The sequence below is a fragment of the Chitinimonas lacunae genome, assembly GCF_042650885.1.
Lineage (GTDB): Bacteria > Pseudomonadota > Gammaproteobacteria > Burkholderiales > Chitinimonadaceae > Chitinimonas_A > Chitinimonas_A lacunae.
In genome coordinates, this window is sequence record NZ_JBHSBU010000001.1 from 3,242,749 (window position 1) to 3,264,258 (window position 21,510).

18 protein-coding genes are annotated in these 21,510 nt (G+C 62.0%); 12 read left to right on the plus strand and 6 right to left on the minus strand.

The features are described 5' to 3' along the window. Nucleotides 1-97 precede the first annotated feature (97 nt). The 3 genes from ACFOW7_RS13950 to ACFOW7_RS13960 all read right to left on the minus strand — a co-directional run bounded on the left by ACFOW7_RS13950 (nt 98) and on the right by ACFOW7_RS13960 (nt 3,221). Nucleotides 98-661: a 2OG-Fe(II) oxygenase gene (locus ACFOW7_RS13950; protein WP_378165272.1), complete on the minus strand. Its 564-nt coding sequence runs from the start codon at nt 659-661 to the stop codon at nt 98-100. Nucleotides 662-798: 137 nt separating this feature from the next. Beyond that, on the minus strand, nt 799-1,194 hold the full coding sequence (gene arfB / locus ACFOW7_RS13955) for an alternative ribosome rescue aminoacyl-tRNA hydrolase ArfB (RefSeq protein ID WP_378165274.1): 396 nt from the start codon (nt 1,192-1,194) through the stop codon (nt 799-801). Continuing rightward, nucleotides 1,194-3,221, minus strand: a complete 2,028-nt coding sequence (locus ACFOW7_RS13960) for a helicase-related protein (protein WP_378165276.1) — start codon at nt 3,219-3,221, stop codon at nt 1,194-1,196. Before ACFOW7_RS13960 ends, arfB begins: the two co-directional genes overlap by 1 nt. Before the next feature lie 811 nt (nt 3,222-4,032). Here ACFOW7_RS13960 and ACFOW7_RS13965 point away from each other — a divergent pair. Beyond that, the gene (locus tag ACFOW7_RS13965) at nt 4,033-4,545 is read left to right on the plus strand and encodes a hypothetical protein (RefSeq protein WP_378165279.1); all 513 of its coding nucleotides are present in this window, start codon (nt 4,033-4,035) and stop codon (nt 4,543-4,545) included. Between the two features lie 160 nt (nt 4,546-4,705). On the opposite strand, the gene ACFOW7_RS13970 is transcribed toward ACFOW7_RS13965, so the two are convergent. Then, the gene (locus ACFOW7_RS13970; RefSeq protein WP_378165281.1) at nt 4,706-5,761 is read right to left on the minus strand and encodes a 5-methylcytosine restriction system specificity protein McrC; all 1,056 of its coding nucleotides are present in this window, start codon (nt 5,759-5,761) and stop codon (nt 4,706-4,708) included. 2 nt (nt 5,762-5,763) lie between these two features. Beyond that, nucleotides 5,764-8,142: an AAA family ATPase gene (locus ACFOW7_RS13975; protein WP_378165283.1), complete on the minus strand. Its 2,379-nt coding sequence runs from the start codon at nt 8,140-8,142 to the stop codon at nt 5,764-5,766. A 213-nt stretch (nt 8,143-8,355) separates the two neighbouring features. Here ACFOW7_RS13975 and ACFOW7_RS13980 point away from each other — a divergent pair, with 213 nt between their 5' ends. From ACFOW7_RS13980 to prfA, 5 genes are all read left to right on the plus strand, one after another. Continuing rightward, entirely contained in the window at nt 8,356-8,847 is a 492-nt protein-coding gene (locus tag ACFOW7_RS13980) for a hypothetical protein (protein WP_378165285.1), read from the plus strand. Between the two features lie 448 nt (nt 8,848-9,295). Beyond that, on the plus strand, nt 9,296-10,102 hold the full coding sequence (locus tag ACFOW7_RS13985) for an ABC transporter substrate-binding protein (protein WP_378165287.1): 807 nt from the start codon (nt 9,296-9,298) through the stop codon (nt 10,100-10,102). 136 nt (nt 10,103-10,238) lie between these two features. Further along, a complete protein-coding gene (gene hemA / locus ACFOW7_RS13990) occupies nt 10,239-11,510 on the plus strand; it encodes a glutamyl-tRNA reductase (protein ID WP_378165289.1) in 1,272 nt (423 codons plus the stop codon). Continuing rightward, a complete protein-coding gene (locus tag ACFOW7_RS13995) occupies nt 11,497-11,958 on the plus strand; it encodes a GNAT family N-acetyltransferase (RefSeq protein ID WP_378165291.1) in 462 nt (153 codons plus the stop codon). Before hemA ends, ACFOW7_RS13995 begins: the two co-directional genes overlap by 14 nt. Then, nucleotides 11,955-13,034: a peptide chain release factor 1 gene (gene prfA, locus ACFOW7_RS14000; protein ID WP_378165293.1), complete on the plus strand. Its 1,080-nt coding sequence runs from the start codon at nt 11,955-11,957 to the stop codon at nt 13,032-13,034. Before ACFOW7_RS13995 ends, prfA begins: the two co-directional genes overlap by 4 nt. 348 nt (nt 13,035-13,382) lie before the next feature. Here the strand turns inward: prfA and ACFOW7_RS14005 are convergent, their stop codons facing one another. After that, entirely contained in the window at nt 13,383-14,186 is an 804-nt protein-coding gene (locus ACFOW7_RS14005; protein WP_378165295.1) for an IS5 family transposase, read from the minus strand. A 762-nt stretch (nt 14,187-14,948) separates the two neighbouring features. Between ACFOW7_RS14005 and ACFOW7_RS14010 the strand changes: the two genes are divergently transcribed. The 6 genes from ACFOW7_RS14010 (at nt 14,949) to ACFOW7_RS14035 (ending at nt 21,505) form a co-directional block, all read left to right on the plus strand. After that, nucleotides 14,949-15,833 (plus strand): cyanophycinase, encoded by an 885-nt coding sequence (locus ACFOW7_RS14010; RefSeq protein ID WP_378165297.1) that lies wholly within the window; start codon nt 14,949-14,951, stop codon nt 15,831-15,833. Next, the gene (gene cphA, locus ACFOW7_RS14015; RefSeq protein WP_378165299.1) at nt 15,830-18,505 is read left to right on the plus strand and encodes a cyanophycin synthetase; all 2,676 of its coding nucleotides are present in this window, start codon (nt 15,830-15,832) and stop codon (nt 18,503-18,505) included. Before ACFOW7_RS14010 ends, cphA begins: the two co-directional genes overlap by 4 nt. Before the next feature lie 978 nt (nt 18,506-19,483). Beyond that, nucleotides 19,484-20,164 carry a beta-ketoacyl synthase chain length factor gene (locus tag ACFOW7_RS14020; RefSeq protein WP_378165304.1) on the plus strand — a complete coding sequence of 227 codons (681 nt, stop codon included), beginning with the start codon at nt 19,484-19,486 and terminating at the stop codon, nt 20,162-20,164. After that, nucleotides 20,157-20,942: a lysophospholipid acyltransferase family protein gene (locus ACFOW7_RS14025; protein WP_378165306.1), complete on the plus strand. Its 786-nt coding sequence runs from the start codon at nt 20,157-20,159 to the stop codon at nt 20,940-20,942. The genes ACFOW7_RS14020 and ACFOW7_RS14025 overlap by 8 nt, the downstream gene beginning before the upstream one ends. Continuing rightward, complete coding sequence (locus ACFOW7_RS14030; protein ID WP_378165309.1) at nt 20,929-21,195, plus strand: phosphopantetheine-binding protein; 267 nt, start codon at nt 20,929-20,931, stop codon at nt 21,193-21,195. The genes ACFOW7_RS14025 and ACFOW7_RS14030 overlap by 14 nt, the downstream gene beginning before the upstream one ends. A gap of 58 nt (nt 21,196-21,253) precedes the next feature. After that, on the plus strand, nt 21,254-21,505 hold the full coding sequence (locus ACFOW7_RS14035; protein WP_378165311.1) for an acyl carrier protein: 252 nt from the start codon (nt 21,254-21,256) through the stop codon (nt 21,503-21,505). Nucleotides 21,506-21,510: the final 5 nt, after the last annotated feature.

Below are 21,510 nucleotides of genomic sequence, written 5' to 3' on the forward strand. Positions count from 1 at the left end.
AACGGCCTCTCCAGAGATCAGAGAGGCCGTTTTTCTTCAGGCAGACAGGGGAAGTCAGGCTTGGCCCGGCCGAAGTCGGACCATCCCGTCCCTCCGTTTACCGGCTGCGGTGGCCGATCTCATCGCGATACATCACATCGGTCCGCAGCACATATTTGAGTCCTTCGCGTACCTGGCTGCCTTGATGGCTCATCCGATGCGGAAACACCAGTGCCATGCCGATACGCGGTGTCACCACTTCCCAATTGAATTCGGTCGTACCGCCCTCGAAATCCTCGTTGAGGTAGATCATGAAAGTCAGCGCACTTTCCTCGGTGGTCGAGCGGATATAAGTGCCGTCTTTATGCCGCTTGAAGAATTCACCGGGCCCATAGCGGTAAAAGCGCAGTCTCTCGTTGAAGCCGCAGAGCTGCCAGCCCTGAATATCCTGCGGCAGATAAGGCCGGGCGCGCTGATAGAGCTGGTCGGCCAATTGGGCATCGTCGTACAGGATTCGATGGTTGTTACGCACTTCGGGCAGCATCCTGGCGCCCTGCTCGGTATTGATCAGCGCCGCCTCGTAACCGATTTTCTCACTGTGTTCGATATAGGCGTGGCACTCCTCTGGCGAGAGGAAACCCTCGATGGTGAAGATACCGGCACCGATCGAATTGACTTGCATGATTTATGTAAGCCCTTGAATAAAAAATATTTTGGCTCGTCAGTCTCCGTGTCCACCATCGTCGGCCCGGAGAAAGAAGCGCGTGCCGCGTCAGTATCGCCAGGACCGAGCCGCGCTGCCGATCTGCCGGCTTGGCCTTACTCCTGCACTTTACTGCGCAACTGCTTGATTTCTCCGCGCCGGTTCTTGCCGGCCAGCCGACGCTGTTTGGCACCGTAGCTGGGCCGGGTCGGTTTGCGCGGCTTGTCGACGGCGCAGGCCGTATCGATCAGTTCCTGCAAGCGTTCGAGGGCATCCTGCTTATTGAGTTCGACGCTACGGTGGCGCTGGGCCTTGATCACCACCGTGCCATCACGGGCGATACGTTGGTCGGGCCAGTCGAGCAGGGCCGTCTTGCAGGCATCGGGCAGGGACGAGGCGCGGATGTCGAAGCGCAGATGGACGGCATTCGACACCTTGTTGACGTTCTGCCCGCCCGCGCCCTGGGCGCGGATCAGGCTGAACTCGACTTCACGTTCGTCGAGCTTGGGCATCAGCGCGAGCGGCCCGAGGATTTGCCCTGACGCCGCTGCTCGCCGCCCGTTCCGCGCTCGGTGCGACCTTCGCCGCGCCGCTTGCCGGCGTGCTTGGAGCTGCTGCGACTGCGCCGGGCCTGGTTGTTCTGTGCCTGGAGCATCCGGTCGATCGCTTCGGAAGTCGTCTTCATCAGGCTCTGCGCGATTTCCTCATCGGGGAAGGTATCGGGCATGCGGTAGCCCAGCCAGGCGTAGGCCGAGTAGAGCTTGCAACTGTCTTCGAGATATTGCAGCTCGTTGCGGCCGCCCAGGCCTTCCATCCGCAGCAGCGGTGCCTTCTTTTTGGCGGCGCGGGCGCGGGCCCAGTCTTGCAGGGCGCGTTCAAGCATCGGGATCTTGGTGGAAACCGGACACAGGCTCAGGGTAAAGCGATCGGGCAGCGACAAGGGCAGGGTATCGAGCCAGCGGGCTTTTTCCATTTGCTCGGCCAGATTGGCCGGCAGGAAAAACTCGTCGTGGACATTGATATGTTTGGTGAACAGCTCAAGCAGCGCCTGGAGCCGGTTTTCGCCGGTCGCGGCCGCGATCTGGTTGAGATAGTCGAGGTTGGGCGCCACGAAAAAGCCGGTCGAGGGCAAGGGCTCGGTTTTCTGCCGCAGCAGCGAGCTGATGATCTTGTGGGTATGGGCATCGAGCCCCGCCACATAGCCGGTGGCGTGTTCGCCGTAGCGGCCGGCGCGACCGGCGATCTGCTTGGCGAGCGGGGTGGCGATAATGCCTTCGGCGTAGCCGTCGAACTTGCTGGCGGTGGTAAAGATCACCCGGCGCGCCGGGGTATTGAGGCCCATGCCGATGGCGTCGGTGGCGACCACGATCTTGGTTTCGCCCTCGATAAACCGTTCGGCCTGGGCTTGGCGCACTTCAGGCGACAGATTGCCGTAGATCGCCGACACCGGAAAACCCTCGGCCAGCACCTGATCGCGCCAATTGAGCACATCGCGGCGCGAGAAGGCGATCAGCACATCGCCCGGGCGCAGATTCTTCAGCGAGCCGAGCGGCTGCTTTTCCATTTCCAGCGGCGATTTGCGTTCGAGCTGACGCACTTCCAGCGTGCCGCCGACCCGCTTGACCAGCGACTCCACCGCTTCGCGTGCTTCGAGCGCACCGAGCAGATAGACCGTCTCGGCCGGCACGCCGCAGACCGCAGCGGTCCAGGCGGCACCACGGTCGGGGTCGTCGAGCAGCTGGATTTCATCGATCACTGCCACTTCGACCACCCGGTTCGGGTTGAGCATCTCGACCGTGCTGGCCACATGGGTGGCTTCGGGATGGATCTTGCGCTGCTCGCCCGTCACCAGACTGACGGCGATGCCGGCGTTCTGCAGCCGGTTGTAGTTCTCCAGCGCCAGCAGCCGCAGCGGCGCCAGATAGGTGCCAGTCTTGGCCTGGGCCAGATGTTCCATGGCGGCGTGGGTCTTGCCCGAGTTGGTCGGGCCGAGAATCGCGATGAAATGGCGCTTCATCGATTGCGCCAGGCTGAACGATTCGGGGTAGAGCGACAGATTGACCGCCTTGCGGGTCTTTTCGGCCTGGCGCGTTTCGGCGTGGCGGCCGCGGGCGGCTTCGATCCGGTCGAGCGCCACATTGCAGCGTTCGCGTGCCAGCTCGTATTTGGCTTGCAGCGCATGGAGTGCGCTGGTCGGATCGAGTTCGTAGTGGCGGGCGATCTCAAACACTTTGTTGACGCATTCGAGCAGCTTGGCTTCGAGCTGTTCGCGCGCGGCGTCGTTCCAGCGTTCTTTGAGCAGCGCCAGCCGGGCGGCGTCGTCCATCCGGCGCCATTTGCTGACCTTGCCGAGAAAGCCGGCATCGGGCACCAGGTGGTAGGGCACCACCCGCTTATTGACCAGCAGTTCGCCCTGCACCGAGACGGCATAGCTGCCTTCGGTCGTCACCAGGGTGGCGTGCTGGGCCTGGAGGTAATCATTGATTGCCACGGCTTCGTTGGAGGGAGCATCGGGCAAAGTCACGGAAGTATCAGTCATTATTGGGTCTTGCTTGGTGAACCGGCTGCGTTACGCAAGGTTGGCAGGTTCCAGTCGGGTACGCTGCCGGTCATTAAATGGAAAACGCTGCAAAATTCTCGCTTAGTTTTTTAAAAAATTAATATTTTCCAAAACAGGTCTAGCACCACATTTTCCTGATTTTTTATTAAAAAGAATATTTCATGAGTGACCGGTAAACGATGAGCGGGACACTCTATAGGCATAGCAAGCGCTGTGCGCCATGCCGACAAAGACGATGGCCGACGGGTAAGGGGTCGGTCGGCCATGCTGCGAACGGGGCATGATGGATAAGGCACCACGCAGTAGGGTGGGACTGTAGCAGGTTCGGCGACCACGGTTATCGTGGTCCAGGAGCGGCATGATATTACGTGAGCAGACTTGGGGGTATCACAGAAGCAAGCGCACAGTGTGACGGACAAAGTGCCTTTCCGCTGCTTTTTCAACCCTAAGCCTTGGGAAGATATTTGCAAAAACTATCTTATTTAGGCAGAAAATTCTGAAAAAGCTATGGATATTGAACGGACCTGGGCCATTGCTGCTATCGCGCCGGCATGATAGCAAAATTCCTTTGTCATGGTGATGGCTTGTGTCATCGCGCAAGCATTTGGTTTGTTTGGAAATTTGCTGACTCGATCTGCGGGGCAGGGTGGATGGGCGGGGCTATCGCGGAACCGTGCGGGTAAGGCGCAGTCAATCGGCAAGCGCTTGCCACCGTCTTGGTTGGGGCGGCCGATGAAAATAAGCCCTTTCTACCCTTTGATCCCCGCATTCACTTAAACAAGAAAAGATCATGTCCATTCCCCATCTGTCTTCATTAATTGCCGCAACGCTATTGAGCATTTCAGCGCTGGCAGCACCCAAGCCCGAGATGATTCCGAAAGCGCAGGAACCGTTCTGGAATCTGCTCAATCGGTTGCGCGTGCAGGCCGATCGGATCAGCCGCACTGGCCCGACCGAACAGGATCTGGCCCAGGCCAGCGCCAGCCGGGCCGAGCCAGACAGCATGGTCGGGCGGGGCGACCGGACCTGCGTGCGGGCTTCGGTCATGACCCGCAAGGGAATGCTCAATATCCGCGAGTGTTTTGCCGGAAAGATCCAGATGTACGATCTGGGACAATGGATCGAGTATGGCAACTATGCGATTCCCGGCATCAATGCGCCCGGGGAAGTCTTCAGCGTGATCAGCCAGCAGCCAGGCGTACTGATCTTGCAGACATCTAGAGACGAAGTGGCCAGCGTATTTTTTGACGAGAAGAGCCGGACCATCGGCGAAATCGTGTTGCTTGCCAATGCGGCCAGATGATCATTGATGCTCGCCTGGAGGGCCGGATTCAGACCGGAAGTCTCTGAAAGACTGGCTCCAGCGTCTTGAGTGATCTTGTCTGCTCCAGACGATCCATCCTGTGCTGCATAAACAAGCCCCGTCAGCAAAACGGGGCTTTTTCATGGGGGGCGGGCAGCGCTCAGGCTGGGTTGCCCAGTCCCCATTGCATCATCTCCAGCAATTCCTGCTTGATTGCCTGCCATGGCTGGTCGAGATCGACGGTGGCCACGGCCACCGGATAGCCCTGGATAAGGTAGCGCTGACGCAGGGACTGATCGACGCGCGGATAGATCAGCATGCCGGTCAGGCGGTCGCCATCCTGACGGGGCGCGTTATGCAGGTAGCTCATCAACTGGTACAGATTGTCGTGATGAATCTTGGGCGTATCGAAATGGCGGCTCAGGGTCTGGCGGTAGAACTTGGCGTCGATGATGGCCAACTGCCCCCCGCGCCGCAGCGAGATATCGGTCTGCATCGCCGGCAACAGCGACAGATGCGGATCGCTGTCGCTTTCCGCTTTCCATAAAATTCCCTGCCTTTTTACCTGCCAATCAAGTAGTTCTATACGAAGAAAATGGAATAAAAACCGCTCGAACAGTTTGGCCATCTGCCTGTCGTCGCGGCGGAAGTCGCGGAAGCGGTATTGGCCGGTTTCGCTATCGATCAGCCAGGCTCCATGCAGTGCCTCGCAGATATGCAGCAGAAAACGGTAGAAACGGTTGTGCGCGGCCAATTGCACCCGCTGGAAGCTCTGCCTGCTCAGCGCCATCGTGGCGATGCCGGGCAGATCGCGCTGGAGCCGTTCCACCTGCCGCCGCAGGTGCGGGTCGAGCGTGCCTTCCTGGCTCAGTCTGTTCAAGGTGGTCTTGATGATCTGATTGGGCAGGGTGTTGACCGTCAGCTCGTCAAAGCGGCATAGCGCCTGACCGTGCTGTGGCAGGAAACGCCGGGCCGAGGCCAGCAGATCGACCCGGCCGCGTACGCCGGCCAGCACGGCTTCGTGCGCTTGATAACCCTGGTCGAGTCCGCGCCGCGCCATATGGCGCACGCCTTCGCACAGGGCGAGTGCCAACAGATCGACCAGTTCGGTATAGGGCAGGCGCGATACATCGATCAGCTCGCCCGGCTCCAGGCAGTCCCAGGCATAGCAGAGCAGATAGTAGAGATTGCGGACCGGAATCGCCGGGGCATCCACGTTCAGGGCTCCAACAGGCGCCGCTCCCAGCGCTCGACCCGCTCGGGGGCGTCGAACCAGTATTCGCGCAGCAAGGGCAGGATGTCGGCGCTGATCACCTCGCGATACCAGTCGTCGCCAGCGCTGCCGGCAGGAACGTTGGCGAAAAAGCTGTGGCCGATACAGAAACCCGGGCCGAGATTGGCGCGGTCGGCGGCGATTTCGGCATTGAGCTGGGTCAGCCGGGTCACGATGCGCTCGATCAGCGCCGCCGCCACTCCCTGCCGCGCCAGATGGTCGCGAAACGCTTCGGTGGCAAAGCCCGGTGCCAGATCGACAAAGGCGAAACGGCGCCGCAAGGCGTAATCGACCAGGGCGAGCGAGCGGTCGGCCGTATTCATCAGGCCGATCAGATAGAGATTGGGCGGCACGTGGAAGCGCTCGGCCGGACTGGCGGCATACGCAAGCGGCAAGCCCCATTCGGCATCGCGTTTATCGGCCTCGATCAGCATCAGCAACTCGCCCAGCACCTTGCCCGGGTTGGCGCGGTTGAGTTCGTCGATGATCAACACATAGTCGCGCCCGGGGTCAGCGAGCGCGCGGCGGCACAGCTCGACGAACGGCCCGCTTCTGAGTTCGAAACCGGCCGCGCCCGGCCGGTAGCCCTGGATGAAATCCTCATAGGCGTAGTTGGGGTGGAACTGCACCATCGTCACCCGATCGCGGCTGCGGCTGCCCAGCAGCGCATAGGCCAGCCGACGGGCAAAGAAGGTCTTGCCGACCCCAGGTGGTCCCTGCAGCACCAGATTCTTGCGCCGGCGCAACCGGGTCAGCAGCACGGCGAAATCGGCTCGCTCGATAAACAGGCCGTCGCAAGCCTCATCGAGCGTATACGGTGGCTCGGCCTCGGGGCTATGGCGTTCGATTTCACGCTCCGGTGCGCTCAGGGAGCGTTTGTAGACATCGATCATCCGCTCAAGCGTCAGCATGAGCTGGTCGAGGTCGAGCCCATCGGGCAATTCGAATAAGGCCGCGACCGGCGCCTCGGCGTAGCGGCCGGCGGGCCGCTGGTCGTAGCGGCGCAGGCAGTCGCGCACCGTGGGGGCCTGCCACAGATTGCTCCAGCTGCCCGTGCCGACGCCGGCCTGATAGGCCAGCAACAGCAGCTCGGGCGCGCCAGGATAGTGGAGCAGCACCGGATAGAGCCCGTTGATATGACCCTGGCCCGGACCGAGAAAGGCCAGCGCGGCAATCCGCTCGGAACTGCGCTCGGCCCGCAGCCGCAGACCACGGTAATCGCGGATCGGACTGGTCAGCGGCTCGCCATGGTGGGCCTGGCGCAGAAAACGATCAAGCAGCTCGGGCAGCAGTTGCCGTCGCACACAGTCGAAGCCGAGCTGACGCAACCGCTCGGTCGCGGCAAGGCTGCGCTCGGCCTCGGCCGGCAGCCCGGCCTGGCGCCAGGCCAGCGCCACGACCTGTTGCGGCGGGTAACGGCGGCCGTCATGGATGAGTTCATAACGCTCATGCCGCCCTGGTGTCGCCTCGCCCTGCTCGATCTCGACCAGCGCCTGCTCGATATGGCGGACCGTCAGTCCGCCCTCGTCAGGCGTGGCCGGTTCAGGCTTCCAGCGCCGTTTGAGCGGTTGCAGATGGAAATCGAGTTCAACGCTGGCGTATTCCTGCTCCAGCCGCTGCCGGATCGCATAGAGCGCCTGATCGAGCGCCACGGGGTCGGCGCCATCAACCGTTTCCCCGAAAGCGCTGGCAATGGCGCGGCGGTCGTGGACGCTGAACAGGCGCTCGAAGTAGTCGGGAAACAGCAGATAGAGCCACATATGGCGGAACTGGCTGCGCGCCGCACCGGGCTGGTCTTGCAGCCAGCGGGCATATTCCCATGGCCGGGTCAGCAGCTGGGCACGCTGGGCCGGCGCCAGCCCTCGCCAGGCCAGCAGGGCACGCAACAGAAACACCAATTCGCGCTGCTGCTGACGATTGAAACCCGGTCCGGCGCTGGCAACACCCACCAGCGTGGCATCGCTCAGCGCTGGCGCGTCCGATGGCAACGCCGTGCCCGCCACGGACCACAACTCGGTCACCAGACGACGTTTCCGGCGTGGCGACAGATTGTTCGGCGCCAGCTGCAACAGCCACAGCGCCTCGGCTGCCAGCCGTGCCAGCCGGGGCGTGTCGGCCAGACGGCGGCGCAGTTCGGCGGCGAAATCGGGAGGGTCGAGCGCAGGCGGCTCGCCAAGACGGTCGAGCAGTGCCGCCATCAGCTCGGGCTGCCACAGCCGTTCGCGCGAAAACAGCGAGCCTTCGTCCACCAGTGCGATTTGCCGCCAATGCGCAGCCGCCGCCAACAGGGCGGTCGGGTCGAGATGGGGACAGTAGCGGCTCATCGCCTGGAATACCTCGCACAAAGAATCGGGGCTGAAGGATAGGGAATTCGTGGCAGATCACCAAATAACAAGAGCCCGGACCGATGCCAGGCGGTAGCGCCTGTCTGCTTGGTTCGGCGTCGCTGCCTTGAGGTCCTGCCCGATCGTCTGGCACTGCCCTCGATGCCGGCGTTGTGGGAGCATCTGTGCTGTCGAACAAGCCTTGAATCTGCCATGTCGTCTTATCGCATTCTGCTGGCCACGCTGCCCATCGTCCTGGTGGCGGGACATCGTTACCTGGTGCTGCTCGACCCGGCCGGCGATGTGCTGGCGGAACTGAACGGACTTGCCACCTCGCGCAGCGGCCGCATCAAGCCGATCGGCTATCTGCCCTCGGATCGGCTCAAGGTCTATGAGAGCGGACGGCGCTTCTACCGGCTGGACCATCCGCAGACGCTGCTGTGCAGCGGCGAGCTGCCCGACCTGTTGCCACGCTGGCAGGCCGCCAGGGAAGCGATGGGGCGGCTCAATGCGGCCGATCTGCCCTATCCGCTGCTGGGTTTCGGGCGCAACAGCAATTCGGTGGTGCGCACCCTGTTGGCGGTGATGGATCTGCCGCCGCAGCACCGCGATTACCGTCTGACCCCGGGCGCACGTTCCTTGCTGCTGGCTCAGCGGGAAATCGAGGAAATACAACAGCAGCATGGTTTACGGTGTGGCGGCTAGTCTGGTTTTTGGAAATATTTATGACACATATGTGCAAGCATATTTGCGCTATATATAAGAAAGAGAAATATTTCTCCGGAATCGCAGTGTCTTGTGACCGATTCGCGCCGCTTGCTGCTACTCCATGACGATTGAAGCAAAGGGCGAATCACGACACAATCGCGCCCGTTTGCCGTAAAACCGGCTGCTTATATGCTTATATAGATTTGATTTATTTGCGATCTTTGGCTGATAGCCAATCGGGCCAGGATAGCCCGGCAACGGCCGATTGCGCCGTGACAGTGCTGGTGGCGATAGCCTAAGAAGAAGACAGCGCTGTCGTGCCCGATGTGTCCTGGACCGTCGCAGCCCGGTAGTCGCGGCGTCTGCCCGACTGGCCGGACCGAACACAACCCTCGGCGCCTGCTGCCCCTCTCGGGCCATGCGCCAGCCGAACCGGAGTTCCGCCATGCGTCTCAAAACCCTGCTTACCTCGCTCGCCTTGCTGGCTGTAAGCCTAGTACCGGCCCAGGCCGACGATCTCGAAGCCATCAAGAAGAAAGGCACCCTGGTGGTCGGCGTCAAGGATTCGACCCCGCCGTTCGGCGTGCTCAACCCCAAGACCCAGACCATCTCGGGCTATGACATCGATTTCGCCTCGGCCATCGCCAAGCGGCTCGGCGTCAATATCCTGGTCAAGGCGGTCGATTCGAGCGAGCGGATTCCGAAGCTGCAAAAGGGCGAGGTCGATATGATCATCGCCACCATGACCAAGAACGCCGAGCGCGAAAAGCAGGTCGATTTCAGCTACGGCTACTTCATCACCGGTCAGAAGTTCGTAGTGCGCAAAGGCAAGGTCAACACGCTCGAAGACCTGACCAAGGCCACCATCGGCACGGCCAAGGGCTCGACTTCCGAAAAGCAGCTGCGTAAGGAAATGCCCAACGCCAATCTGGTGCTGTTCGACGACTATGACGAAGCCTTCAAGTATCTGGGACAGGGCAAGCTCGATGCCGTCAGCACCGACGAGCCCATCCTTGCCGGCCTGCTCAATAAGATGCCCAACAAGGCCCAATTCGAGATTCCCAACGTCACGATTTCGATCGAGGTCTATGGCGTAGCGGTGCGCAAGGGCGAGAAGGCGCTGCTGCAAGAGGTGAACAACACGCTGCTCGATATGGAGAAGAGCGGCGAAGCCGAGAAGATCTTCGACCGCTGGTTCGGTCCGAACACCTCGGCACCGTTGATGCGTACCTTCAGGATCACTGCCAAGTAAGCCTGACGAACCCCGCGCTGCGGGGTTCGCCGTTTTCGGGGCATGGTGGCTAAGTCTCTGAGCGCGCGCCACAACCGCCCGGCCGTGGCGGCCATGCGGTAGAATTGGCCGCTTTGTCCCGACCCGATCCGCCTGCATGTTGCTTTACGCCCTTGGCCTCAATCACGCCACCGCGCCTGTCGCGGTGCGCGAGAAGCTCGCCTTCGCCCCGACCGAACTCGGTCCGGCGGCGGTCGAGCTTGCCGGGGGCAAGAATGTGCGCGAAGCGGCCATCGTCTCCACCTGTAACCGTACCGAACTCTATGTCGCCGCCCGCGACCCCGACGAGGCGCTGAGCTGGCTGGTCCGCTCGCGCTCGCTGGAGCTCGATGCGGTGCGCCCCTATCTGTATCGGCTGAGCGGCCGCGAGGCGGCGCGCCATGTGTTCCGGGTGGCCAGCGGACTCGATTCGATGGTGCTGGGCGAAACCCAGATTCTCGGCCAGCTCAAGGATGCCGTCCGCGAGGCACAGGAAGCCGGTGCGCTGGGCGCACTGCTCAACGGCCTGTTCCAGCGGGCGTTTTCCGTGGCCAAGGCGGTGCGCAGCCAGACCGGCATCGGCGCCCAGTCGGTGTCGATGGCGGCGGCGGCGGTGCGGCTGGCCGAGCGGCTGTTTCCCGATCTGAGCGAATTGGCGGTGCTGTATATCGGCGCGGGCGAAATGATCGATCTGTGCGCCACTCATTTCGCCGCCAGCCGGCCGCGCCGGGTCGGAGTCGCCAACCGCACGCTCGAGCGCGGCCAGGAGCTGGCCGCCCGCTTCGGCGGGGAAGCCTTTACCCTGGCGGCACTGCCCGAGCGGCTCAAGGAATTCGATATCGTGATCACCTCGACCGCCTCGCCCTTGCCCATCCTTGGCAAGGGCGCGGTCGAACGGGCGATCAAGGCACGCAAGCATCGGCCCATCTTTATGGTCGATCTGGCGGTGCCGCGCGATGTCGAACCCGAGGTCGGCGAATTGTCCGACGTCTATCTCTACAGCGTCGACGACCTGGCCGACATCGTGCGCCAGGGCCGCGAAGCACGCAGCGAGGCGGTGCTGGCGGCCGAAGCCATCGTCGAGCAGGGCGCCGACGAATTTGCCCTGTGGCTCGAAGGTCGGGCGCTGGTGCCGACGATCCGGGCATTGCGCGATCAGGCCGAGCGTATCCGGCGCCATGAACTCGAACGTGCCCAGAAACTGCTCGAACGCGGTCAGTCGCCGCAGGCGGTGCTCGAAGCGCTGTCGCTGGCGATGAGCAACAAATTCCTGCATGCGCCGCTGAGTGCGCTCAATCAGGCCGAGGCCAGCCAGCATGGCGAACTGATCGATGCCGTGCGCCGGCTCTACCGGCTCCATAACGAGGAAGGCCCGCGTGACGAGCCCTGAACCCTACCGTCGCCAGTTCGACGACGGCTGCGAGATCGATACCGACCCGGCCCGGCTCGATATCGAGCGTGCCTATAGCTATATCGCCGGCGAGTCGTACTGGGCGCGTGGCATTCCGCGCGCGCTGTTCGAGCAGGCGCTGGCCAATTCCCTGTGTTTCGGGGTCTACCGTGCCGGCGAAATGGTGGGCTTTGCCCGGGTGGTCAGCGACTTTGCCACCATGGCTTATCTGGCCGATGTCTTCGTGATCGAGTCGCAGCGCGGTCAGGGTCTGTCGAAGCGGCTTATGGAGGCCATCAGCGCCCATCCGGCCTTGCAGGGCCTGCGCCGCTGGCTGCTGGCCACGGCCGATGCCCACGGCCTTTATGCCCAATATGGCTTTACGGCGCTGTCCCGTCCCGAGCGGATGATGGAGCGCTTCAACCCCGATATCTACCGACCATCATGAAACCCAGCATCGCCGCCAAACTGGCCCAGCTTGCCGACCGACTCGAAGAAGTAGGCCATCTGCTCGCCAGCGAAGAAGCCACCCGCGACATGGAGCAGTTCCGCAAGCTGTCGCGTGAACATGCCGAGTTGACCCCGGTGGTGGAGCTTTACCATGCCTTCCGCCGCACCGAGTCCGACCTCGCCGCTGCCCGCGAGATGCTGGACGACCCCGATATGCGCGAACTGGCCGAGGCTGAACTCGCCGACGGGGCCGAGCGGATCGCTGCGCTTGAACTCGATTTGCAAAAGGCGCTGCTGCCCAAGGACCCCAACGACGAGCGCAATATCTTCCTGGAAATCCGTGCCGGCACGGGCGGCGACGAGTCGGCGCTGTTTGCCGGCGACCTGCTGCGGATGTATGTGCGCTTTGCCGAGCGCAACCGCTGGCAGACCGAAATCGTGTCGGAAAGCGCGTCCGATCTGGGCGGCTACAAGGAAGTGATCGTGCGGGTGATCGGCTTTGGCGCCTATTCCAAGCTCAAATTCGAATCGGGCGGCCACCGGGTGCAGCGGGTGCCTGAAACCGAATCGCAGGGCCGCATCCATACCTCGGCCTGTACGGTGGCCGTGATGCCCGAAGCCGATGAACTCGAGGAAGTGGCGATCCGCCCCGACGAGATCCGCATCGACACCTTCCGCGCCTCGGGTGCCGGCGGCCAGCATATCAACAAGACCGACTCGGCTGTGCGGATCACCCACCTGCCGACCGGCATTGTGGTCGAGTGCCAGGACGACCGCTCGCAGCACAAGAACAAGGCCCGCGCCCTGTCGGTGCTGGCGGCGCGGATCAAGGACAAGCAGATGCGCGAACAGCAGGCCAAGGAAGCCGCCGCGCGCAAGAGCCTGGTCGGTTCGGGCGACCGCTCCGAGCGTATCCGTACCTATAACTTCCCGCAGGGCCGGGTGACCGATCACCGGATCAACCTGACGCTCTACAAGCTCGAATATGTGATGGACGGCGATCTGTTCGAGCTGACCGATGCGCTGGTGGCCGAGCACCAGGCTGAGTTGCTGGCTGAGCTGGCAGAGCAGTAATAATTTATTTCTTAACAAGAACGGCGCCTCACATGGCGCCGTTTTTTATATTTTTTTATCTTCGTTTCGGGAAAACAAAAGCCCGGAGTGATCCGGGCTTTTGCTATTTAGCAGAAGTAATGCTTTACGATGGGTCACTTTATTCATAGCAGGGTCCAGCGCTGCAGATGACTTATATCAAATATAGCGTTAACTAATCTCACACCCCTTATTCAGTCTCATCTATTCTGATAATTTTTGTTGATTCTTGGTCTCGATCTTCAAAATAGCCTCCTCAAGACATGGGGGAATATCCTCTCTCCATTCCTCTTCCAAAATTTTTAATCTGGGCAGCAAATCTAGAGCCTGTTATGAACTAAATATTGATGCCACCTTAGGCAGGAAAAGGCAGACAAAAGCCAAGAAATGAAAGCCGGCAAGGGTTTGGCTCAAGCGCTCATAGTCCCGGGCCAAACGTCGGAAGCGAGAAGACCAAGCAAAACTGCGTTCCACCACCCAACGGCGAGGCAGCAGCACAAAGCCATTCTTGGCCTCGGCGTGTTTGATGACGTCCAAGGTGATGCCGTGCTCGGCGGCCGCTTGAGCGGCGTTCTCACCGGTATAGCCTTGATCCACAAAGGCGACTTCGACACTGCCGCCCGTCACCTTCTGAACCTTTTGCGCGAGCGCTGCGACCTGGGCCCGGTCCTGCTCATTGGCCGGTGTCACCATCAACGCCAACAAATGGCCCAAGGTATCGACCGCCAGATGAACCTTGCTGCCTTTGCGTTTCTTGGCCCCATCGTAGCCCGCACGCGCCCCGCTCTCTGGCGTGGATTGAAGGGTACGGCTATCGAGGATGGCGGCCGTAGGCTGGACACCCCGACCGTCCTTAAAGCGCAGAATCATCCGCACATCGTGCACGATCGCTTCAAAGCCACCCGCTTTGATCCAACGCTGCATCTGCTGGTACACCGCCGGCCAGGGCGGCAGATCGTGCGGCATCATCCGCCATGACGCGCCAGTCCGGATCAGCCAGCGAACCGCATTGAAGACCTCTCGCAGGTCATGGTCGCGCTGTGGCGCTTCTTCGCTCATCAAGGTCAGGTACGGCAAAACAAATTGCCATTCTTCGTCGCTGACGTCTGACGGATAAGGTTTGCGCGGAGTCATCCCTGAATGATAACGGCCTTGCCACCACTTCGGCTCCAGCCCCCATCAAATCCTGGCTCTAAACCAGGACCAAATAAAGTTCATAACAGGCTCTAGGATAGAAATGATCTACCCATCCCGAAATACTGGTGCTTTCGATACAGGCATTAAAAATGTCACAGACTTTCGGATAGGGAATGGTGGTGCCATCGTCATCGGCAGCCAGGGTGAACGGAGAGATTCCCAACAAGGACACCCTGCCTTGGTTGCACTCCAACGCATCATCTATTGCGAGCGACTTCGACTTGTCACGCGGTGCCAGAACCTAGCACCTACCACGGATTGGGTAATTCGTAGCGTTTTGCCATCTAACCCTCCTGCTTCGCTCGGCCGAAATTTTGATCTCTCGGACTTTTCGTACATGAACCTAGGGGGCGGCTTATAGGTTTCGGGCTGAACTCCCCGGCGAGCCGCGTCACTTGGACGCTATATGGAAAGCGACCTGGGAGAGTACAGCGGGTGCCCGGACCTGCTGCCAGGATGACAAGACCTCCGCTGCTGCGGCGTGGATGCTGGGCGGGTGTACGCCGGCTTATCCAGCTTTTCTAATGGCCGCTGTCATTCTTACAAGTACGCAGAACCGTCTTGACCACATCAACTGCGGATGAGCTGGTCAAATCGCCGTCGAAACCCCCTGGCCAATTGGATTTCAGGCCGATGGCATGGAAGCTGCTCGACACGGCTTCTGACCGGCTACGGGCCGGGATCTGGCGGAGAGAATAGATGTCGCGCAAGCAAAAATCTTCATCCCGCCCGGGCCATCTGGTGGTGGTTGGCGGGGCCGAGGACCGGGAACAGGACAAGCCGATTCTGCGTGAATTCGCCCGACTGTCCGGCGGTGAGAAAGCGCGTATCGCCGTGCTGACCGCCGCCAGCTCGATCCAGGACGAGATCTGGGAAATCTACGACAAGGCGTTTGGCGATCTGGGCGTGGAACAGCGCATGCCATTCGTCATCAATAGCCGCGACGAAGCCAACGATCCGCATCGGGTGGAACAGTTGCTCGGCGCCACCGGCATCTATATGACCGGCGGCGACCAGAAGCGGCTGCTGGCCATGCTGGGCGGCACAGCGCTCGACAGTGCGCTGCACCGGGCCTTTTTCGAACACGGTACCTGCATCGGTGGCACCAGCGCCGGGGCCTCGGCGATGTCGGGTCATATGCTGGCGGAAAGCCTCAATGACTCGATTCCGCAAAAGGGCTCGGTCAATCTGGCGGCTGGCCTGGGATTTCTGCACCGGGTGGTGATCGACCAGCATTTCTCGGCCCGGCAGCGGCTGGGCCGCCTGCTGGCCGTGGTGGCGCAGAACCCCTATCTGTTCGGTGTCGGCATCGATGAGGACACCGCCCTGGTGATCGAGTACGGCAAGCGCTTTGAAGTCATCGGCGAAGGCGCGGTCACGGTGCTCGATGGCCGTCAGATGAGCTCCAACTTCCTCACCATCAATCATCACGAACACCTCGAATTGATCGATGTGCGGCTGCACTTGTTTCCCGCCGGTGCGCGTTATGAAGCGGGCGAGCCCGGTGACGAAGGCTGTACTGGCCTTCCCGAGAGCCTGCGGGAAATTGTTTCTGTCATTACCAACCGGGACTATCTGTCATGAAAATCGTCGACACACGTTTCCTGCGCGGGCCCAATCTGCATTCCCCGCGTCCGTGCTTTATGGCGGTACTCGACCTGGAAGAACTCGATGAAGTGCCTTCTACCGCCATCTTCGGCTTTACCGAGCGCCTGTGCGCCCTGATCCCCTCGTTGAGCGAGCATCGATGCTCGACCGGCTATCGCGGCGGTTTCGTCGACCGGCTCAAGGAGGGCACCTATATGGCCCATATCACCGAGCATGTGTTGATCGAACTGCAATGTCTGGCCGGCAGCGCGGTCGGCTTTGGCAAGGCACGCATGCTGCGCGGCCAGCCACGCCATTACCGCATCGTCTGTTCCTACCATATCGAACAGCTGGTCGAGGCGGCACTGCCGGTGGCGGTCGACCTGGTCTGCGCGCTGGCTCGTGGCGAGGACTACGATCTGGAAAGCCAGCTGGTGCGGCTGCGCGAGCTGGTGGCCGATTATGGGCTCGGACCCAGCACCGGCGCGGTAGTCGAAGCCGCCCGGGCACGTGGCATCCCGGTGATGCGGCTGACCGATACGGCCAGTCTGTTCCAACTGGGCTGGGGGGCGCGACAGCGACGGATCCAGGCCACCATCACCGGTCTCAGCAGCCATATCGCCGTGGAGATCGCCAGCAACAAGCAACTGACCAAGACGCTGCTCGAACAGGCCGGCGTGCCGGTGCCGCGTGGCAGTCTGGTTTCCAGTGTCAGCGACGCGGTGGTGGCGGCCCAGCGGCTGCACGGGCCGGTCACGGTCAAGCCGCTCGATGCCAACCATGGCCGTGGCGTCACCACCTGCGCCATCACGCCCGAAGAAGTGGCGCAGGCGTTCGAGCAGGCGCGCCAGCATAGCCGGCGGGTGATCGTGGAGCAGTTTATCGAGGGCGACGATTACCGCGTGCTGGTGATCAAGGACCAGGTCGTCGCGGCGGCACGGCGGCGGCCGCCCTGTGTGGTCGGCGATGGGGTGCGTACCATCCGCGAGCTGATCAAGGCCGAAAATCTCGACCCGCGCCGTGGCGATGGCCATTGCAAGACGCTGACCCTAATTCCGCTCGACAGCCATACCGAAGGCGTACTGGCCCGGCAGGGGTTCGATTTCGAGACGGTGTTGAATCCCGGCCAGATGTCGGTGCTGCGTGGCAATGCCAATCTGTCCACCGGCGGCACGGCCGAGGATGTGACCGACCTGCTGCCCGCCGTCACCCGCGCCGCCTGCGTGCGGGCAGCCCAGACCGTGGGGCTCGATGTGGCCGGGATCGACCTGATCTGCCGCGATATCGAACAACCGCTCAACGAACAACGTGGCGCAGTGATCGAGGTCAATGCCGCGCCGGGCATCCGCATGCACGAATGGCCCAGCAGCGGTGTCCGCCGGGCAGTTGGGGCGGCGATTGTCGATTCGCTGTTCGAGCCCGGTCAGGATGGCCGTATCCCGCTGATCGCCGTCACCGGTACCAACGGCAAGACCACCACGGTACTGCTGATCGCCCGTGCCTTGCGCGAAAGCGGGCTGACCACCGGTTACACCACCACGGAAGGGGTGTTCATCAACGGCGAATGTCTGCGCCAGGGCGATTGCAGCGGTTATTGGTCGGCTCGCACCGTGCTCGCCGCGCCCGAAGTCGAGGCGGCCGTGCTGGAAACCGCCCGCGGCGGCATCCTCAAGCGGGGTCTGGCATTCGATCGCTGCGATGTCTCGGTGGTGCTCAATGTGACGGCCGACCATCTGGGCCAGGACGGTATCGAGACGCTGGGCGGACTGGCTGACGTCAAGGCCGTGGTGGCCCATACCGCCAGCCGGGTGATGGTGCTGAACGCCGACGACCGCTATTGCCGCGAAATGGCCGAAGAGCGGGCTGACGGTATCGAGGTGGTGTATTTCTCGATGGAGGCCGACAGCCCGGTCATCGCTGCCCATATCGCCCAGGGCGGCCGCGCCGTGGTGCTGTTGGGTGACCGGCTGGTGGTCTGGGGCGGCCGGGAACGACTGAGCCTGCCCGTGGCGCAGATGCCGTTCACGCTGGGCGGCCTGGCCCGCCACAATATCGCCAATGCCCTGGCAGCCACGGCGGCGCTGATCGCCATCGATTGCCCGACCGAGGCCATCGTGGCGGCGCTGACAGCTTTCCGCTCCGATGTCGAAGAGAATCCACTGCGGCTCAATCTGCTCAAGGCCGGCAATAACGTGAGCGTGCTGGTGGACTACGCCCATAACGCCGCCTCCTACCGGGCACTGATCGAGACGGCGCGCGCTTGCAGCACCAGCCGGGTGATCGGGGTGATCAGCGCCCCGGGCGACCGGCGCGACCATGAGCTGTACGAAGTCGGCCAGATCTGCGGCGAAGGGTTTGATGAGGTGGTGGTCTATGAGATGGACGACCGTCGCGGCCGGGGGCCCGGTTCGCTGGCCGAAGTGGTGCGGGCCGGTGCGCGCATCGGGGCCGGTGATCGGCCGGTCAATGTGGTGCTCGATGTCCGCGCCGCTCTGCGCTACGGACTCCAGTGCTGCCGGCCGGGCGATCTGCTGGTCTATGGCTGCGCCAACGATATCGCCGATCTGACCCAGGTGCTGGCAGAACCGCGTCCGGTCGAGCCGCTACCGCTCAATGATGACGTCGTCGAAGTGGATTTCCCGGTACAGAAGGTGGCAGCCAGCCTTTAACGCCACATTGCTTCCAACCGGGCCTGCCTGTCACGCCTTCCCAGCCAATTCGGAGCCACCGTGTCCGGACCTCAAAGCCCAGGCACTCAGCACTCAACCAGGCTTGGCGGCGACTCCGATTCAAGCGGAAAGTCTCCAGAGCGGCGGCCCTACCCTCGGTCTCAGCGGGCGTGAAGCGCAGTGAGGTCGGACCCCAACGGTGCGTCATGCTGCCTGGCAGCGGATGCACCTTGTCATTTCAAAGGCTTGGTCGCACTGGCTCAGGAAGATTCGGCCTGCTGCTGGAAAGGGTGGTTGGGGTGGCCGGCGACGCGCTGGAGAGGCTGACGCGGCGGCGGGCTGGGCCGGTGGGCGCGGCATGATGTGCCAGTGTGGCCTACCGTTCGTCGGGAAGGTGAAAAAGCGCGCTGAATCGGGCGGAAAAGGAAGCGGAAATTGCTGAGCTAGAACAGGGATATTTTTATTTTTCTTTTAAATGCCGATTAGATCTGGCGATCAATTGTCCGTATTTTTTATATAAGTAAAACCCGGATTTACGGGATAGCAAAGTTCCGGCAATTTTCCCGAAACCGCGGACGAATTGCCCGGCGCAAGGCTCAGCCGCGAGGCTTAGCGGCAATGGATCGTGCGATACGTCAAAGGTTCTGCAAGTGGCGAAAAAAAACCTGTGTATTCGGCAGGTTTTTGATTGTTAAGGAAATTCTATCGGTCTTTGAGGTGTGATTTTTACAATGCGATTGGCATGGCCGGCTTAATAAGACCCCCGCCCTGTGATATAGTCGCGCCCTTTCGTGGCCCTGGCGCCCGCATCCGTTTGCGTCATACATCGCACCGATGCGCGCGGTAAAACGCGGCGAGTGGATAGTCGAATAGCGTTTTTATGGCCGGTTCTTATTTCTTATTCTTGCACCAGACGATTCTGCAAGCACTATGGCGGCCTGCTTTTTGATCGATCAATGGGCTGCCTGGGCGCCCGGTTTGGAATCCCCCTCTGCCTGGCGCGACTGGTTTGCCAGTCCGTCGCCCCTGCCTGTCCAGGGCACGCCAGCGCTGGCCGAGATGCCGGCCATGATGCGGCGCCGGGTCGAACGGCTGGGACGGATTGCCCTGCAAGCCACCTACTGGTCGGTGGCCGATGCCGAGCCCGGCCCACTGGTCTTTGCCTCGCGCTACGGCGATATTGCCCGCTCCATCGAGCTGCTCGAACAACTGGCCCAGGGCCAGTCGCTTTCCCCTACTTCCTTCAGTCTGTCGGTTCATAACGCCATTGGTGCGCTCTATTCGATCGCGTGCGGTGACACCGGCCCCTATACCGCGATCGCCGCCGGCGAAGAGACCGTCGCTGCCGCCTTTGTCGAAGCGCAAGGCCTGCTCGCCGACGGTGCGCCGGCCGTGACGGTGATCTGCTACGAAGAGCCGCTGCCGCCGCTCTACCAGGGCTTTGCCGGCAATGAAGTCAACTTTCCGCGCGGCTGGGCCTGCCGGCTGCGTCTGGCCGGGCAGGGCGGCGTCAGCGTCGAATGCGGCACGGCCGCCGCTGACGCGGCGGCGCTGAGGCTGCCGGCCGATCTGGCCATTCTCGATTTTCTGCTGTCCGACCAGGCCGAACTGCGGCATCAGGTCGGCACGCGCCAATGGCGGTGGCAACGTCATGCTTGAACGGCTCGACCGCTACTGGCGCGTGATCGCCACCGCCATCGCCTTCAGCACGTTCGGCCTTGGCGGCCTGCTGCTGCGGCTGGTGTATTTCCCCTTGCTGCAATGGCTGGTACGACAACCGGCGCGCCGCGCCACCCTGTCGCGCCGTGCCGTTCACCGTGCCTTCCGTCTGTTTATCGAGCTGATGCGGGTGCTCGGCATCCTGCGTTATCGCATCGAAGGGGTGGAGCGGCTGCAACGGCCCGGCCTGTTGATTCTGGCCAACCATCCGACCCTGATCGATGTGGTGTTCCTGATTTCGCTGGTCAGCAACGCCGACTGCGTGGTCAAGGCGAGCCTGGCCCGCAACCCGTTTACCCGAGGCCCGGTGCGGGCGACCGGTTATATCTGCAACGACTCGGGCGTCGGCCTGGTCGAGGATTGCATCGCCTCGGTCCGCGCCGGCAGCAATCTGATCATCTTCCCCGAAGGCACCCGCAGCGTGCCGGGCCAGCCGCTGCGCTTGCAGCGCGGCGCCGCCAACATCGCGGTGCGCGGCCAGTTGCCGATCACTCCGGTCCGTATCCGCTGCGAACCGCCCAGCCTGACCAAGGGCCTGCCATGGTGGCAGGTACCGCCGCGTCGGATGCAGTTCACCATCGTGGTCGAGGACGATATCGCCATCGAACCCTTCCTTGACCGTCCGGACGGCGAAGCCCTGGCCGCCCGTGAACTGACCCGCTATCTGACCGACTATTTTTCGCCCTCGACGGAGACTACTACCCATGCCGACGCTTGAACTCGAACAGGAAATCAAGGAGCTGGTCATCGAGTCGCTCAATCTCGAAGACCTGACCCCGGCTGATATCGACAGCGAGGCCACCCTGTTCGTCGAAGGGTTGGGGCTCGATTCGATCGATGCGCTGGAGCTGGGCCTGGCGCTGCAAAAGCGCTACGGCGTGACCATGACGGCCGATTCCGAAGAGACCCGGCGCCATTTCGCCAGTGTGCGTGCGCTGGCCGCTTTCGTTGCCGCCCAGCGCAAGCACTGAGCCGCGCCGGACTTTTCGCCTAATCAAGGCCGGCCTTGCCCCCGGCCAGGAGACTCCCATGACCAAGCAGGAAATGTTCGATCGCCTGTCGGCGATCCTCCAGGAAACCTTCAGCATCGACGCTGCCCGGATCAAGCCTGAATCGCGCCTCTACGAAGATCTCGATATCGACAGCATCGATGCGGTCGATCTGATCGTGAAGCTCAAGCCGCTGGTCGGCAAACGGCTGCAACCCGATGCCTTCAAGTCGGTGCGCACCCTGCAAGACGTGGTGGACGCCCTCGACGGCCTGGTCAACGAACCCGCCTGATCTGC

Excerpts from the sequence above, each read along its gene's own strand:
- ACFOW7_RS13950 (WP_378165272.1), bottom strand. The coding sequence starts at position 661 with ATGCAAGTCAATTCGATCGGTGCCGGTATCTTCACCATCGAGGGTTTC.
- arfB (WP_378165274.1), bottom strand. The coding sequence starts at position 1,194 with ATGCCCAAGCTCGACGAACGTGAAGTCGAGTTCAGCCTGATCCGCGCC.
- ACFOW7_RS13960 (WP_378165276.1), bottom strand. The coding sequence starts at position 3,221 with ATGACTGATACTTCCGTGACTTTGCCCGATGCTCCCTCCAACGAAGCC.
- ACFOW7_RS13965 (WP_378165279.1), top strand. The coding sequence starts at position 4,033 with ATGTCCATTCCCCATCTGTCTTCATTAATTGCCGCAACGCTATTGAGC.
- ACFOW7_RS13975 (WP_378165283.1), bottom strand. The coding sequence starts at position 8,142 with ATGAGCCGCTACTGTCCCCATCTCGACCCGACCGCCCTGTTGGCGGCG.
- ACFOW7_RS13980 (WP_378165285.1), top strand. The coding sequence starts at position 8,356 with ATGTCGTCTTATCGCATTCTGCTGGCCACGCTGCCCATCGTCCTGGTG.
- ACFOW7_RS13985 (WP_378165287.1), top strand. The coding sequence starts at position 9,296 with ATGCGTCTCAAAACCCTGCTTACCTCGCTCGCCTTGCTGGCTGTAAGC.
- hemA (WP_378165289.1), top strand. The coding sequence starts at position 10,239 with ATGTTGCTTTACGCCCTTGGCCTCAATCACGCCACCGCGCCTGTCGCG.
- prfA (WP_378165293.1), top strand. The coding sequence starts at position 11,955 with ATGAAACCCAGCATCGCCGCCAAACTGGCCCAGCTTGCCGACCGACTC.
- ACFOW7_RS14005 (WP_378165295.1), bottom strand. The coding sequence starts at position 14,186 with ATGACTCCGCGCAAACCTTATCCGTCAGACGTCAGCGACGAAGAATGG.
- ACFOW7_RS14010 (WP_378165297.1), top strand. The coding sequence starts at position 14,949 with ATGTCGCGCAAGCAAAAATCTTCATCCCGCCCGGGCCATCTGGTGGTG.
- cphA (WP_378165299.1), top strand. The coding sequence starts at position 15,830 with ATGAAAATCGTCGACACACGTTTCCTGCGCGGGCCCAATCTGCATTCC.
- ACFOW7_RS14025 (WP_378165306.1), top strand. The coding sequence starts at position 20,157 with ATGCTTGAACGGCTCGACCGCTACTGGCGCGTGATCGCCACCGCCATC.
- ACFOW7_RS14030 (WP_378165309.1), top strand. The coding sequence starts at position 20,929 with ATGCCGACGCTTGAACTCGAACAGGAAATCAAGGAGCTGGTCATCGAG.
- ACFOW7_RS14035 (WP_378165311.1), top strand. The coding sequence starts at position 21,254 with ATGACCAAGCAGGAAATGTTCGATCGCCTGTCGGCGATCCTCCAGGAA.